General features: G+C 37.5%; 12 protein-coding genes. 4 read left to right on the top strand and 8 right to left on the bottom strand.

The genetic code is table 11. The features are described 5' to 3' along the window. Nucleotides 1-81: 81 nt before the first annotated feature. Together ABVT42_RS01505 and ABVT42_RS01500 are read left to right on the top strand one after the other, a co-directional pair. A complete protein-coding gene (locus ABVT42_RS01505; RefSeq protein WP_353873328.1) occupies nt 82-1,272 on the top strand; it encodes an amino acid aminotransferase in 1,191 nt (396 codons plus the stop codon). Nucleotides 1,273-1,516: 244 nt separating this feature from the next. Further along, nucleotides 1,517-3,427 (top strand): DUF885 domain-containing protein, encoded by a 1,911-nt coding sequence (locus tag ABVT42_RS01500; protein WP_353873327.1) that lies wholly within the window; start codon nt 1,517-1,519, stop codon nt 3,425-3,427. A 458-nt stretch (nt 3,428-3,885) separates the two neighbouring features. Here ABVT42_RS01500 and ABVT42_RS01495 read toward each other — a convergent pair whose 3' ends face one another. Beyond that, nucleotides 3,886-5,088: an OmpA family protein gene (locus ABVT42_RS01495; protein WP_353873326.1), complete on the bottom strand. Its 1,203-nt coding sequence runs from the start codon at nt 5,086-5,088 to the stop codon at nt 3,886-3,888. Between the two features lie 967 nt (nt 5,089-6,055). On the opposite strand from ABVT42_RS01495, the gene ABVT42_RS01490 reads away from it, so the two are divergent. Continuing rightward, nucleotides 6,056-9,433, top strand: a complete 3,378-nt coding sequence (locus ABVT42_RS01490) for a TonB-dependent receptor domain-containing protein (protein WP_353873325.1) — start codon at nt 6,056-6,058, stop codon at nt 9,431-9,433. Between the two features lie 131 nt (nt 9,434-9,564). On the opposite strand, the gene ABVT42_RS01485 is transcribed toward ABVT42_RS01490, so the two are convergent. Further along, entirely contained in the window at nt 9,565-10,035 is a 471-nt protein-coding gene (locus ABVT42_RS01485; protein WP_353873324.1) for an alpha/beta hydrolase family protein, read from the bottom strand. Beyond that, nucleotides 10,028-10,510: a hypothetical protein gene (locus tag ABVT42_RS01480; RefSeq protein ID WP_353873323.1), complete on the bottom strand. Its 483-nt coding sequence runs from the start codon at nt 10,508-10,510 to the stop codon at nt 10,028-10,030. Before ABVT42_RS01480 ends, ABVT42_RS01485 begins: the two co-directional genes overlap by 8 nt. Nucleotides 10,511-10,815: 305 nt before the next feature. On the opposite strand from ABVT42_RS01480, the gene ABVT42_RS01475 reads away from it, so the two are divergent. After that, entirely contained in the window at nt 10,816-11,304 is a 489-nt protein-coding gene (locus ABVT42_RS01475; RefSeq protein ID WP_353873322.1) for a nuclear transport factor 2 family protein, read from the top strand. Here the strand turns inward: ABVT42_RS01475 and ABVT42_RS01470 are convergent. From ABVT42_RS01470 to ABVT42_RS01450, 5 genes are all read right to left on the bottom strand, one after another. Then, nucleotides 11,301-12,056, bottom strand: coding sequence for a class I SAM-dependent methyltransferase (locus ABVT42_RS01470; RefSeq protein ID WP_353873321.1), 756 nt, complete (start codon nt 12,054-12,056; stop codon nt 11,301-11,303). The genes ABVT42_RS01475 and ABVT42_RS01470 overlap by 4 nt on opposite strands. Before the next feature lie 125 nt (nt 12,057-12,181). After that, complete coding sequence (locus ABVT42_RS01465) at nt 12,182-12,781, bottom strand: GNAT family N-acetyltransferase (protein WP_353873320.1); 600 nt, start codon at nt 12,779-12,781, stop codon at nt 12,182-12,184. 219 nt (nt 12,782-13,000) lie between these two features. After that, entirely contained in the window at nt 13,001-13,873 is an 873-nt protein-coding gene (sucD, locus tag ABVT42_RS01460; RefSeq protein ID WP_353873319.1) for a succinate--CoA ligase subunit alpha, read from the bottom strand. Then, nucleotides 13,874-15,040: an ADP-forming succinate--CoA ligase subunit beta gene (gene sucC / locus ABVT42_RS01455; RefSeq protein WP_353873318.1), complete on the bottom strand. Its 1,167-nt coding sequence runs from the start codon at nt 15,038-15,040 to the stop codon at nt 13,874-13,876. 297 nt (nt 15,041-15,337) lie between these two features. Beyond that, nucleotides 15,338-16,039: a succinate dehydrogenase iron-sulfur subunit gene (locus tag ABVT42_RS01450; protein ID WP_353873317.1), complete on the bottom strand. Its 702-nt coding sequence runs from the start codon at nt 16,037-16,039 to the stop codon at nt 15,338-15,340. Between the last annotated feature and the right edge of the window lie 5 nt (nt 16,040-16,044).

The following is a 16,044-nucleotide window of genomic DNA, read 5'->3' as shown; positions in this document are numbered from 1 at the left end:
GTCAATTACCAAGTATACAGAGTACAATTATCGGCCTGAACTTTTACTTGAACCATAAAAATTAATTGATGGAGCTAATCAATGTTTGATCAACTCAATGCCTTACCTGCCGACCCTTTATTAGGACTGATCAGTCAATTCAGAGATGATCCGAATCCCAAAAAGGTAGACTTGGGTGTAGGTGTCTATCGTGATGAATCAGGTCATACTGCGATAATGAGTGCGGTACAAAAAGCAGCCCAACAACATTTAGAGACAGAAGACAGTAAAACTTATATTGGTCCTGGTGGCGTACCTGGATTTATCCAAGGGGTTAAATCACTGGTTTTTGGTAAAGACTCTTCTATTTTAAAAGACGAGCGTATCGCCGCAATTCAAACGCCTGGCGGCTGTGGCGCCTTGCGCGTTGGTGCAGAATTGATTAAGCGTGTTAAAGGCGAGTTAACTGTTTGGGTAAGCGATCCAACATGGGCCAACCATATTCCATTAATCAAGTCAGCAGGATTAAATATCAAGACTTACCCGTATTTTGATCATTCAACTGGTGCAGTTAACTTTACTGCAATGGATGAACAACTGGCGCAACTTGGCCCAACAGATATCGTATTATTACACGGTTGTTGTCACAATCCTACGGGTGCTGATTTATCATTTGAAAACTGGCAACAAGTCGCTAGCCGAGCCGCACAAAACGGATTTATTCCTTTTGTTGATATCGCTTATCAAGGACTCGGTGATGGACTGGAAGAAGATGTTAAAGGTGTTCGTTACTTGGCAGAAAAAGTTGACGAAATGATTGTTGCCACTTCGTGCTCCAAAAATTTTGGTTTATATCGAGAAAGAACCGGTAGCTTATTAATCCAGACCAAATCAAAAGAACAAGCTCAGGCTATTCAAACACAAATTCAAGATGTTGCACGAGCTAATTACTCAATGTCTCCAGCGTATGGTGGATTTTTAGTTGATCTCGTTTTATCAAATGATTCTCTTCGTACAGAATGGGAAGCAGAATTAAACTCGATGGCTTTGAGAGTTAAGTCATTAAGAGCAGGACTACTAAAACAAATTCAATTACAAGGTATTGAACAGGACTTTAGTTTTATTACTCAACAAAAAGGTATGTTCAGTTATTTAGGGATCACTAAAGAACAAGTTCAGCGATTAAAAAGTGAATATTCCATTTACATGGCAGATTCGAGTCGTGTCAATGTTGCCGGACTAAATACACATTGTTTAGAATATGTCGCTCAATCTCTAAAAGCTGTTCTTTAAAATATCCCAGTAAAAAGTTACTTTTTCATTTTATAAAAAGCCGGTGTTACCGGCTTTTCTATTACCAAAAATTTCACCACTTTTCGCTACATCAAAAGTGTTGATGCCATAAACGATATTTACCAAACTTTTTATCAATTATGTCATACATTGCTCTTACCTATGCCTTAAGGTTTGTATGGTAATTGCCATAATTTTATGACACACTATTTTAATTCTAGTTTAATTAAATGGTTGATACATAATGAAAATAAAATTACTCGGATGCTTATTAGCTTCTTCTATTTTACTAATTAGCTGCAATCAGCAAACACAGCAAGCTAATGAAATTTCCAAGCAAGCACCTTTACCAGTCGCACAATCGGAAAAAAATCCCTCACAAAAAACACTTAACCCAGAGCAAACGCTCAATAAATTGTACCAACAAGCCACTAAAGTATTATTCCAATCTAGAGCGGCTTCGGCAACTTTATATGGTTTATCAGAAAAAGATGTCGGCATTTATTTTGCTAACCGGCTAGAAAATTACTCCGAAAAAAACGAACAGAAACTTCGTCAGCAATTACACCAAATTTCTCAACAAATCCGAGCGGTAAAAGTTCCATCTGATAATCGTATCGCAACAGAAAACCAACAAGTAATGGCACACTTAACCCGTTATTTCGCAGGCATTCCCGATTTTAATATGGGTTATATTGATGTCTGGATGGGATTGTCTCCATTTGTTATCAATCAGATTAATGGACCTTTGATTGATATTCCGCGATATATGCAAAGTGATCAAGCCGTTAAGAATGAAAAACAAGCACAAGATTATATTCAAAGACTTGAAGAGTTTGACCATTTTGTAGATAGTGTATTACAAAAGCAGCTCGCAGATGCCAACAAAAACTGGATTCCGCCTAAAATTATTTTGCAAGGTAGTGTTCGTTATATCAATAACTTTTTGGCCGACGCCCCCGAAAAAAACCCACTAGTCACCAGCTTTATTGAAAAACTTGACCAAGTTGACAATTTAAATAAAGAACAAAAAGCTAAACTTATAGCCCAGGCGATTAGTGCTGTAACTCAACAAGTTTATCCAGCCTATGAAAAAGCACTGAAACAAACCGAAAATTTAATAGAGAAAGCACGTGAAGAATCAGGAATATGGGCACAACCGAGTGGCGAAAAATACTACCAAGATGCTATTTTACAACTGGGTGATAGTGAACTAGACGCAGAGCAAATTCATCAAGTAGGCGTCAGTGAGGTGGAACGAATCAGTAACACTATGAATAGAATTTTAAAGTCACAAGGCTATCAGTCTGGCAGCGTTGGTGAGCGCATGAATGAACTGGCTAAGGAACCCCGTTTTCTTTATGAAGACTCAGCAGAAGGAAGAAAACAGCTACTGGCTGATTTAAATTTGCAAATTAAAGAAATCAGTGAGCTTATGCAACCGCTTTTTAAAACCAACCCCAATTATACGGTTGAAGTAAGATCATTTCCCGCAGCAATCCAAGATGGTGCACCTGGCGGTCAATATACACCACCAGCAATCGATGGTACTAAGCCAGGTATTTATTGGATTAATTTAAAAGATATCAAAGCCAATCCTAAATTTGGTTTAAAAACTTTAACCTACCACGAAGCCAGTCCTGGACATCATTGGCAAGGTTCATTAAACCTTGAACAAGATGCTCTCCCGTTGTTGCGCAGAATTGCCCCTTACAATGCTTACGCCGAAGGTTGGGCTTTATATGCTGAAAAAGTTGCTGCTGAGTTAGGCGTTTATAAAGATGATCCCTTTGGTGATCTTGGACGTTTACAAGCAGAATTATTCCGCGCAGTACGTCTCGTTGTTGATACCGGTATTCATCACAAACGCTGGTCTCGCGAGCAAGCTATTGAATACATGGCAGCAAAAACAGGCACAGCAAAATCAGATGTCACCCGTGAAATTGAACGCTATATGGCATGGCCAGGTCAAGCTTTGGGCTATAAATTAGGTATGCTGAAAATTCTATCGTTACGTGATAAGGCACAAAAACAACTTAAGGATAAATTTGACTTAGCAGAATTTCACGATTTAATTTTGTTAGGCGGTGCAGTTTCGATGAAAGTTCTAACCCAAAAAGTTGATACGTGGATTGCCTTAAAACAAGCGAGTTAATTAAATTATTTACAGTTTAAAGCGTTACACTTTATAAAAATGTAGTCAAGTTGCTCACTGTTTTAGCCGGTATTCATTAAGTAATTCGCCATTTTAAACATACTGGTGGTAACTTTTTGCGGAATGATAAATATTCAATTTTTGAGTATGCTATCTTCCGCAAATACAGCCCTGCTTACCCCATTTACATCACCATTTTTCTAATTTATCAAAATCATAACGATGCTCATTTCATAAAAGCAAAATTAGCTGCCAGCCATTTTATTTCTTTCCTTCAAAAAACATTTTTTCATTAGCTTTTACCCCTAAAACTGCCGCTATATTTTTTTAACATTACTATAAGTAAACTCAAGTAACCTGCCACTTTTTCGTATTCACTATTTATAACAGCATGCAAATTGCTAACCAAACCAGACTGGCTTTTTCTATAGATTTTTAGACCTGCAATCCCTGTTATCTTATAAATCTAAAACCAGTTCTACTCGACGACTTAAAGCTTTACCCTCCTCATTTTGATTAGTTGAAACTGGTGCCCAATCACCTGCACCACGAGCTTTCAGTCGATCAGCAGCAATTTGGTGTTGCTCAATTAGAATTTTTCGTACCGATTGGGCGCGTTTTTTAGAAAGTAAAATATTATAATCTTCATCACCAGTTGCACCAGCATGTCCAACAATATAGATTTTTTGTGCGGCATTATGTTTTAAGTAGTTAGCGATTTCTTTAATTAAAGTAAAAGATTTTGATTTTACTTTATCGCTATCAAAATCAAAATCAAACTCAATACCGTACAAAGCAACTTTACCTGTTTTTGCAATTTTACTCGCAAGATAATCCGCATTGATGGCAACTTTACCTTGCTTGAGCTCACCTTCTTCTAGTACTGCTAAAAAGATATCCAGCTCTCGCTCCCAATCTGCAATAGCCAAAGCAACATAAGTATTTTTTCCCTCACTACTATGCTTCATAACTCTGACCGGACTTTCACTTTTTAGATTCGGTCCTATTTTTCTAAATACCGTGTCTTTTTCCAGATAATTCTCCATATAATTACCACAATCCTGATTTTCACACGCCAATAAAGGTTGAAATCCAGCTTGTTTAAAAGCATTATCATAATTTCTTAACACATCCAGTTGCGATACGCCAAGCGCAGTCATATATTTAATAAATGTTCCTCGGCCTTCTACCGTAAGAATTTCACTTTTTGGTTCATCGGAACTAATTGCTTTAATTGGTAGAGCAACATCAATAAAATTAAATGTTTTATAACGTGAAACTAAAGGATGATCTTGACTGTTCTCTATATCTTTATCAACCTTACCATAATTATTAACATTACCATTTAGGTGTTTTTGATATGCGGCATTATCAATTTTCACTTTGTCATAAACAGGTTGATACACTTCAATAATCGATAAATAGATATCAATATAATTTGACCAGTCAGATGAGCTTAGTAACAAATAAGAAGTTTGGTTATTAGCAACATGTTTAACAAAAAATACCGGTGACTCTTGGCGAAAATTGGGTGAAAGGTTACCTAAAATTCTCGGTTGCTCTAAGAACGACTCTATTTCAGAACCGCAGGTATTGGGTAAACATTGAAATATTATTTCAAAACCCGATTGTGAAAAAGCCCGCTGGTAATTTCTAATCACTTCAATAACAGCTTTATTTTCGATAACATACTTTTCAAAAATGCATGCCCCGAAACCTTTTGTGTTTTGACCTACTGATAATCTTCGACCTTATCAACAGGCCAATTTACTTCATAATAGTTATAGGCGGTCGACTGATTGAGTCTTGCGCCTTGAAAACCACCTAATAACGGATGTGAAGCCTTGTCTGCTGCATTAACTTAAGCACACACAATAATTAACCCTATCAGTTTAGTTAATCTTTTAAACAACCGATTTTTTAGGCTGACGCTTTTAAACCAGTAAGCTAATTTATTCACTATGAACTCCAAATATAATCATTTTTTATAAGCATTAAAATTTTATGGGCAAAAAACTGTATGTCCATACTTCATTCGTAGAATATATTGATTTAATATTGATTTAATATTGATTTAATATTAACTCTAATGTCCTTTTCAATAGCCAACATAAACTCACTAATCTAGGTTCGACGACCAAAACCACAAAAATACCTATAAGAGATTTTCATTAATTTGCATCAATCTATCACCGATTAACTCTTATTTTAGTTGATTCGTTTAATAACGATTTCACATTTCTCCTGAACAAAATTACAAATTTCTTATAGTATCCTTAACTAGAACATTAAAAGTTAAAAGTTTAGCGTTATTAAATTTAAACGAAACAAAACTAGGGTATACTACACACACTACCAATGCTTAAGCACGGAACTTTTGACCTGATGTTTTTAAGTGAAGTGCTCTAATCAAACATGACCCATGACTAAAAGGTTTTTTCAGTTTAAAACTCGGCGATACGCTGTATATTATGTCAGTGAATGGCGTAATGAATAGTAGGTTTGTCCTGTCAAATTATTTATCTTGAAAAACAACTTCTTTTTATTCTTTTCATTAAAGTAAAAGCAATTATTTTAATTATTCAAACTAACAAAAAATAGAAATAAACATTTGTGAGGAAGTCGATAATGATATCACTTGACCCAACAGTATTAAATCAATTCAATGTTTTCAAAAAGAATCGGATTAATACAGTGATTACAGCAGTGTTTACTGCATCATTAATACCGTCTATCAATGCTGCCGATACCATTGCACCAGAAATCAGTGAAGAAGATGTTCCAAAGGTTGTCATCACTGGTTCAAGACTCGCCAGAGATCCTAACCTGGCTTCTACTTCACCAGTTCAATCATTAGATGCAACTGCGATTAAACAATCAGGTGAAATTTCAATTGCCGATGTTGTCAACGATATACCTGCACTATTTTCTTCTGTTACAGCTGAAGGCTCAAAAAATAATGGTGCTGATTTATCTGATGGTGCAAATGTACTCAATTTGCGTGGATTGGGCACTAACCGAACATTGGTATTAGTTAACGGTCGACGTCATGTTGCCGGTGTAACTGGGCAAGCAGCCGTAGATGTTGGTTCAATCCCGGTTAAATTACTCGACCGAGTGGAAGTGCTCAGTGGTGGCGCATCTGCAATTTATGGTGCCGATGCGGTAACCGGCGTAGTTAATTTTATTTTAAATAAAAATTTTGAAGGATTTGAAGTCGACTTTCAATCGGGAATTTCTAAAGAAAGTGATGCACGACAAGACGCGCTATCATTGGTTTGGGGCAGTAACTTTGACAGTGCCAAAGGAAATATTGCGGTAGCCATTGACTACACTAAAGACCAAGGTTTGAGAGCCTATGAGCGGAAAAATGGTCGCTTGATAGGTTCAGCACAGGATTGGGTCAATCCGGCATTACGTTTTCAACAAGGTGATATCAGTGAACAAGCGACACCGAACTTTGCCCGCTATTTTAATTACGCTCAAACAGGTTTATTTAACTTTGGATTGGAAATTCCTAAAGCTGAAGATTTTATCGCTGATTATTTAACACAATTTGGTACAACCCCAACACTCACTGAGCAGGAACTGGCTCTGATTGCTCGAGCAGCGAACGCTCCACAACGAATAATTTTACCAGAGAGGACTTTCCCGTTTACATCTGGCTATGGCTATATTATTCCAGGCAATCCATTTACCGGCGACGGTTTTGATCCGTTAACGAATATCGATTTAGACGGTAATGGGCGACCAGACTGTCTCGACTCATTTACCGGTTATAACTCGGTTTATGGCAAGGCATCTTATGGCATTGTTGGTGGTTGCTGGAATGTTACCGCAGATGGTAGCTATCGACCAATCCATGACGGTTTAATTGCCAATGACTTTCAAGGATTTGGAGGTGACTCATTCAATACTTTAGTTCAAGATGATGAATACATTATATTGCCACAAGAAAATATTTCGCTAAATCTCATTGCAAACTATGACCTGACATCAAATACAACCGCATTTGCCGAAATCAAATATGTTACTCAAAAATCAAAAAATGAAAGCAATCCAAAATCATTTTGGGATTTGCTGTTAGGCGCGCCCGACAATCCATACTTACCAACTTTTATTCAACCAGTGGCAACTCAATATGGGGGCGTTGCGATCACCATGGACCCCATATTCATTGGCAATAGTGAACAAACGACTAACCGTGATACTGCCCGAGTGGTCGCCGGACTTCAGGGTAGTTTTGACAATTCGTGGCAATTTGAAATGAGTTTAAACTGGGGTCAATATGAAGAAACCATTCATCAAAAAAATTCGATCATTAATGATCGGTTTTTCGCCGCCATTGACGCGGTCATCGATCCACTAACAGGCAATCCTGCATGTCGTGTTGAAGTCGATCCAAATGCGGCCCCAATGACAACTCCATTTGATATTCCGGTTTATGATCCTGGGTATTTCTCATTCACCCCGGGAAATGGAGAATGCGTCCCCATGAACATCTGGGCAGGACATCGCGGAATAACGCAAGAAGCGATTGATTGGGTCACCACAGACTCAAATACCAAAAGCAAATTAGAACAACTGGTATTTTCAGGTTATATCGCCGGTGACTCTACCGATTATTTCGAATTGCCAGCGGGTCCACTCTCGTTTGTCATTGGAACCGAATTACGCAAAGAAAAATCGGCTGCGACCTTTGATGCACTCCAACGAGGAATCATCCCAAGTGGTTCGCCCTTCCCTGCAGGTACGCATATATCAGAACACTCAAATAATGAATCTTTAGTGTTCAGACCGGCGCTGCGAATTAACAACGAACAGGGAGACTACTCAGTTAAAGAAGTCTTTATGGAGTCGGCAATTCCCTTACTACTTGGTGAACAATGGGCAGAAGAATTGACACTAGAGCTAGCCGTCAGATTTGCAGACTATACCACTGTTGGTAGTGCGACTACATGGAAAGCTAATCTATTTTATCAGCCATATAACGATTTAACACTTAGAGCGACAACTTCGGTCGCAGTGAGAGCCCCTAATATCACAGAACTATTTGGTCCTGAAGTGGGTACAACTTTTCGCCCTAATGATCCATGTGATATCGCTCAAATTACGGCTATGGCAGAAAATAATCAAGCATTAGCACAACAAACACAAGCCAATTGTGAAAGTTATTTCGCGTCAATCAACTTTAGTCCTAATGACGATTCAGGCAATTACAATTTTGCCGATCCGCTTTCAGCGGCTTTTGGGGGAGTTCAGCGGGGCAACGCCGAACTCATCGAAGAAACGGCCGATACCAATACATTTGGATTAATTTACCAACCTGATTATTTGCAAGGATTTGCGTTGAGTATTGACTACTGGCAAATTGAAATTGAAGATGCTATTCAAGAAGTTGATGATCAGGATATTGTTAATTCTTGCTTTATTGGCCCCGAGTTAAATATTGCCTTTTGTGAATTATTAAATCGTAGTACCCAAAATGGTGGATTTAACTTTATTGAAAGCACCTTAATCAATTTTGCAAAATTAGAAACATCAGGCTTTGACTTTTCTATCGGTTATCAATTTAATTATGAAGAACATCAGTTTTCTACAAAATTTCAAGGTACTAAAGTTCATAAATTAAATCAATTTACTAATCCGAATGATCTCACTGTCGTAAATCCTGAATTAAAAGAAGTTAACCGACCAGAATTGGCTGGTAATTTATATCTTAACTGGGAGTGGAACAATCTAAAAGTCGGTACTCAATCACAGTATATGAGTGAGCAACTTCTAGGTTACGTTGAAATAGAACAACAATATTTGTATGGCGATGTAGTGATGCAAGATGAACAATGGATACATCATCTTAATGCGGCTTATCAGTTTACTGAAGAAATGGCCGTTTATGGTGGTATTAAAAACCTAACAGATGAAAAACCATTCATGACAGCGTATTCATTCCCCGTCAGTGCCAGAGGTCGCTTTTTCTATTTTGGAATCGATTATAAAATGTAAGTGATTGAGTGTGGATAAGAAAAAGGCATGATAATCATGCCTTTTTCTTAAGGTTTAGATAGTTTTATTCAAAACTTTAGTGGTAATTAAACTCATTAACAAAAGCCAGAATAAAAAATCAATCAAACTGATTACAGCTCAAACACATCATCTAAAAATTCAAGCACTTTTTTATAAAACTTAATACCATTTTTACTATTTTGAAATCCATGCGCTTCACCTTTTAACACTAAGCTTTCATATTCAATACGATTTTTTTTCAGTGCTACAACTAATTTTTCATAGTGTTCAAAAGGCACTCTTTCATCTTTTGTACCATGAGATAAAAATAAAGGAACTTTTATTTTTTCAACCAGGTTAACCGGTGATTTTTGCGCAAGAAACTTTTCATTATCGCCCATTATTTTAACTAAAGAAGCTTCGCTCCAGTTATTTTCTAGAAAGTCACCTTTATCAAACTTTAAGTTAAGATCATAGACACCGGCAAAACTCACAGCACATTGAAATAAATCTGGCTCTTTAATCACGCCCATTAAAGCGGCATAACCACCATAACTGCCACCATAACTGCCACCATAAATACACACTCGATCTTTAGCCACAATTTTTTGTTGAATAGCCCACTGTACGGCGTCTGTTAAGTCGTCTACCAGCTATAGAACTCGAAAAATTAGATTGGTAACCGTAAATATGACGATTTTTAGAACCATCAAAATTAATTGCTTGAAGTTTTTGCGTTAAATAAAGTTGCTCCCTAAATCCACCCTTAATCGCTGGTTCAATGAGCAAACGTGTATTATTTGCCCATCGAAAACGCCCCATATATTTATCATTCCCCATCTTAAATGAATAAGTCGGCTTTTTAGTATCGAGATCGAGAATATTAATTAAGTCAGTATTTTCTTGTGGAATAACTACCGCTAAATATTTTCCATCTGGAGACATTGTCATAGCGGAAACTTCTGCTTTGCCAAATAGCAGCTCTGCACTAATTCCCTTACTTTTTGCCTGGGTTATGGGCATCGCAGTAAAATATGATATCAAAATTAAAAATGATAAAATTAGTCTTCCTTTCATGTTAACTCCCCTAATTTAAGTAAATTGCTATTTAATTCTTGAATTGAATAATAATTGAATATGTATAGTAAGTGAACTCTTTTGCCAATTATTCAATATTACAAGCCAAACAATTTTTACAATATTTTTAACTTCTTATTACGACTACAATCTAAAAATATTAGTCTCTTAAATTATCCGAGTAAACATAGAAAATAAACAGAAGAAATATGCACATAATAAAATATTACTTAAAATCGATTTTAAGTTTTGCTTTTGAGATTTTTATAGCACACAAATTACATGCTCGGCATTTAGTAAGTTTATTGGCACTTGTCAGTACAACTGTATTTAGTCAAAATCAATCTATCGAAGGGAATCAACTAAAACCGACACAAAATGAAGTTCATAAAAAGCGCTTTTTAAACAATCAGACTCAAGCACAGGTAACAGTCGAGCAGTGGGTTAAATTTTGGAATAACTACAACTTAGACCAGTTGCCCAATTTATTTATTCAAGATAAGCGGTTAACCTACTTTTCTTCTGAGACCCAAGGCCTCATACGTAGTTACAATGCAATAGTTAAACATCATCAGGGATTTGGCTTTGTACCCAAAGGTAAAACGCAACAGAACAAACTGTGGTTAACGGATATCGAGTATCAGCCATTGGGTGATACCGCCTATCAAGTCACTGCAATTTGGCACTTTAAAAATGCAATTAAAAATACATTACAAACCGGTCCCGTAAGCTTGACGTTACTGAAAGAAAGCAATCAATTTAAGATTGTCCATGCCCATTTTGCTAATTACTAATCAGTCGGTTTTTGCAATAACCAGATATATCCTGGCACCATAAAGTAAAAGTAGCGAGCGATTAACGATGCAAGTTTTGCTTTGCGACTGCCCTCAGGCAGCATATAATCAGCCCCAAATTTCGAAGGAGAATCAATAATTTTTTTTGTGTAATCTATTCGAGTAAACGCACTAACTAATTGGTTAAGCCCCCAAAGTGTTCTGTGATTTTCATAGTAATACGTTCCACGCTTTGTCAGTTGTAAGTACCAATGAGCAAAACATTTAGGTATTACTGATAGTAAAGGTAAGCGATAGTGCGGCTCATTCCAAACAAGGCGGTTACCCGCAGCAAAGTAACAGACACCACCAGGCTTGAGTACCCGACAAATTTCTTTCATCATTTGTTTTGCATCTGGCACATGTTCGTAAACTTGAGAACAAATAACCACATTGAATTGTTCAGATTCATATTGCAAATCCATCGCATCACCAACAGCAAACTTGAGATTATCTTTTTTGAAGGTTTGTTGCGCATAGTTAATTGCTGGTTCATCGATATCAACACCCGTTACCTGTTGAAAATAACGCGATAAATATTCATCAATGATCCCTGTCGAACCACCAAGATTAAGCAAATTAAACTGTTCGAGCGGTTGCTCAAAATAATCCTGCAAAACCGCTATCATCGTTTTTGCTTTTCGTTGACGCTGCTCCACGTCATACATGGCATCACTATTAGCAGAAAAATCAAATTGATAGGAATAAGACATATGAAATTATTGACGCAACAAAACATATTTACCTGAGTCTATCCAACTTAGCTAAAATAACAAGCTGTTTTCGCCTAACTTGTTACTGTATCTTTTTATAAAATCAGATATTTCCGAAAATCAGCTCATTTATTATGCTGCTTAAGCTTAAATTCGAGGTTGGCTTTTACCCCTAGCCATTCAGACTGGATGATTGAAAATATGACCGTATCACGAAATGAACCGTCAGGCATAATACGATGATTTCGACGCACGCCATCTTGCTTGGCGCCTAAGCGCAAAATTGCCTGGCGCGAATTAAAATTAAACCAATGTGTTTGAAATTCAACGGCTATTGCGTTTAAGGCTTCAAATGCGTGTTGTAAAAGTAAAAGTTTTGCTTGAGTATTAACATCGGTTTTCTGAAAAGACTTTGCATACCAGGTATATCCAATTTCTAATCGTCGATTAATACTGTCGATTTGGCAATATCGACTACTACCGATTATTTTACCTGTTGAATTATGGACAACAACAAAAGGAAATTCTTCTCCGCTTTGCAGTGCACCAAATGCTTTGGCTAGTACGTTATCAATAGATGATTCATTCGGAACGCCGGTAAACCACAAATCAGATAAATTGCCATCTTTTGCAGCGGCAAGCAGTTGCTCCTTATCGCCAGGCTCTAGTTGACGTAAAGTGATAAGCTCACTTTTTAAAGTAACGGGGGTTACCCAGTTTTGCATAACAATTTACCACTTTTAAGTTTTTGCTTTTAACAATAGACTCAAAAATAACTTCTATTGCTTCATAATTATCGCTTCGTAGCTATTGCATCATAACGGAATGGTTTCAGCAAAAAGTAGCATATAATAAATCTACAAAACCACAAATATAATTTTCTGCCTTTTTAAACAAAAAAACCGGCAAAGCCGGTTTTTTTGTCAATCACATAATGATTTGATTTACCAGCCAGTTAACTCTTTCAAAGCCTGACCAATATCAGCAAGACTGCGTACTGTTTTTACACCAGCATCTTCAAGTGCCGCAAATTTTTCATCCGCAGTACCTTTACCACCAGAAATAATTGCACCAGCATGTCCCATTCTCTTGCCTGGAGGTGCAGTTACACCAGCAATATAAGATACAACAGGCTTGGTTACATTTTGTTTGATATAAGCGGCCGCTTCTTCTTCAGCAGTACCACCAATTTCACCAATCATCACAATCGCTTCGGTTTTTGGATCTTTTTCAAACATTTCCAGTACGTCAATAAAGTTAGTACCTGGAATTGGATCACCACCAATTCCAACACAGGTTGTTTGTCCAAAACCAGCATCAGTTGTTTGTTTTACAGCTTCATAAGTTAGTGTACCAGAGCGAGAAACAATTCCCACCTTACCGGGCAAATGAATATGACCAGGCATAATACCAATTTTGCATTCACCAGGTGTAATCACACCAGGGCAGTTTGGCCCAATTAAACGAACGCCAAGTTCATCACATTTCACTTTAGCATCCAACATATCTAATGTAGGAATGCCTTCTGTAATACAGACAATCAGTTTGATTCCAGCGTTTGCCGCTTCAAGAATTGAGTCTTTACAAAATGGTGCTGGAACATAAATAACAGACGCTTCTGCACCAGTCGATTCAACAGCTTCTGCCACCGTATTAAATACGGGCAAACCTAAATGGGTTTGACCACCTTTTCCTGGCGTTACACCACCAACCATTTTTGTACCATACTCAATGGCTTGCTCTGAGTGAAAAGTTCCTTGAGAACCGGTAAAACCCTGGCAAATAACTTTGGTATTTTTGTCGATTAAAATGCTCATTTATTTGCCCTCCGCTGCTGCAACCACTTTTTCTGCTGCATCGGTCAAACTGCTGGCAGCAATAATATTTAAACCACTTTTATCTAGAACTTCTCGTCCTAATTCTGCGTTGTTGCCTTCAAGTCGAACAACAACAGGGACTTGTACACCCACTTCTTCAACGGCGCCAATAATCCCTTCAGCAATTAAGTCACAACGCACAATTCCGCCAAAAATATTAACCAAAACTGCTTTGACATTGTCATCAGTTAAAATAATTTTAAATGCTTCAATAACGCGCTCTTTTGTCGCGCCACCACCAACATCAAGGAAGTTAGCAGGTGAACCGCCATGCAAGTTAACAATATCCATTGTTCCCATCGCTAGACCAGCACCGTTAACCATACAACCAATATTGCCATCTAATGCAACATAGTTAAGATCGAATGAAGCAGCATGTGCCTCACGCTCATCTTCTTGACTCGGGTCGTGCATATCGCGAAGTTGTGAGTGACGATAGATTGCGTTGCCATCAATATTAATTTTGGCGTCCAGACAGTGCAAATCACCTTCTTTTGTAATAACTAAAGGGTTAATTTCCAGTAATGCCAAATCTAAGTCATGGAATAACTTTGAGAGCTGCATAAATATATGACTAAACTGTTTTACGTTTTTGCCTTCTAAACCCATTTTAAAAGCTAATTCTCTAGCTTGGTAAGGCTGCGCACCAACTAATGGATCAATAATTGCCTTATGAATTTTCTCTGGTGTTTCTTCCGCAACTTTTTCAATTTCAACACCACCTTCGGTAGATGCCATAAAAACGATACGACGGGTAGAACGGTCAACCACTGCACCTAAATATAATTCCTGAGCAATGTCGGTACACTCTTCGATAAGAATTTTGGAAACAGGCTGTCCTTTTTCATCAGTTTGATAAGTTACCAGATTTTTGCCTAACCATTGCTTGGCAAACTCTTTAACTTCTTCTTTAGTATCAACCAGTTTGACACCACCCGCTTTCCCACGGCCACCGGCGTGAACCTGTGCTTTAACTACCCATTTATTTCCACCGACTTGTCCAGCAGCTTCGAAAGCTGCTTTTGGAGAATCGACCGCTATGCCGTTTGAAACCGGTAAGCCGTATTCTCTAAACAGCTGCTTACCTTGATACTCATGTAAGTTCATGATGTTTTTTCCACGTTTAATTATTTAAAGAGACTATCTGATTAAATCAGTATTCAACTATATCGAATTTTTTTAATATTTGATTTTGCGCGTATTATAGTGTTTATCAATCGAGTTGACCAGTTCACACTCAAATCTTTAGCCGCCGTTAATGAAAAAGTCACAAGCGGCCCTAAAAACTAGAAGTCTTAATAAAACAACCTGATAAAAATGTAAAAACAGCCTTTAACCAACGTTAAAAGCTGTTTTTTATTTTATTAATTGACAAATAATAGACCAATTTTAAAGTTTTGCTTATTAAACGCCACGTTTTAACAGCATGGTTCGGATATGGCCAATTGCTTGAGTCGGATTAAGTCCTTTAGGACAAACACTGACGCAGTTCATAATGCCACGACAACGGAACACACTGTAGGCATCATCCAAGTCTGCTAATCGAGCATCTGTCTCAGTATCTCGGCTATCAATTAAGAATCGATAGGCTTGTAATAACCCTGACGGACCAACAAATTTATCTGGATTCCACCAGAATGAAGGACAAGCCGTACTACAACAAGCACATAAAATACACTCATATAAGCCGTCTAATTTTGCTCGATCTTCAGGTGACTGCAGGCGTTCTCTGGCAGGAGGCTCATCATTATTGATCAGGTAAGGTTTTACTTTCTCATACTGGCGGTAAAATTGTGCCATATCGACAACCAAGTCACGAATAACCGGTAAACCTGGTAGTGGTCGAACAACAACTTTTTTGCCTTTCAGCGAAGACAATGGAGTAATACAGGCTAAACCATTTTTACCATTGATATTCACACCATCAGAACCACATACCCCTTCTCGGCAACTACGTCGAAAACTTAAAGTAGGATCCTTCTCCTTTAAAGCAATAAGTGCATCGAGAAGCATCATATCTGAGCCCGCTTCAATGTCGAGCTCATAGTCCTGCATACGTGGCTTTTTATCTACATCTGGATTGTATCGATAAATAGAAAATTGCATTATTC

Origin of the sequence: Aliikangiella maris, assembly GCF_040719265.1 — a bacterium.
In the GTDB taxonomy this organism is placed as follows: domain Bacteria; phylum Pseudomonadota; class Gammaproteobacteria; order Enterobacterales; family Kangiellaceae; genus Aliikangiella; species Aliikangiella maris.
Note: the sequence above shows the minus strand (reverse complement) of the source record. Positions and strands in the feature narration are given on the sequence as shown.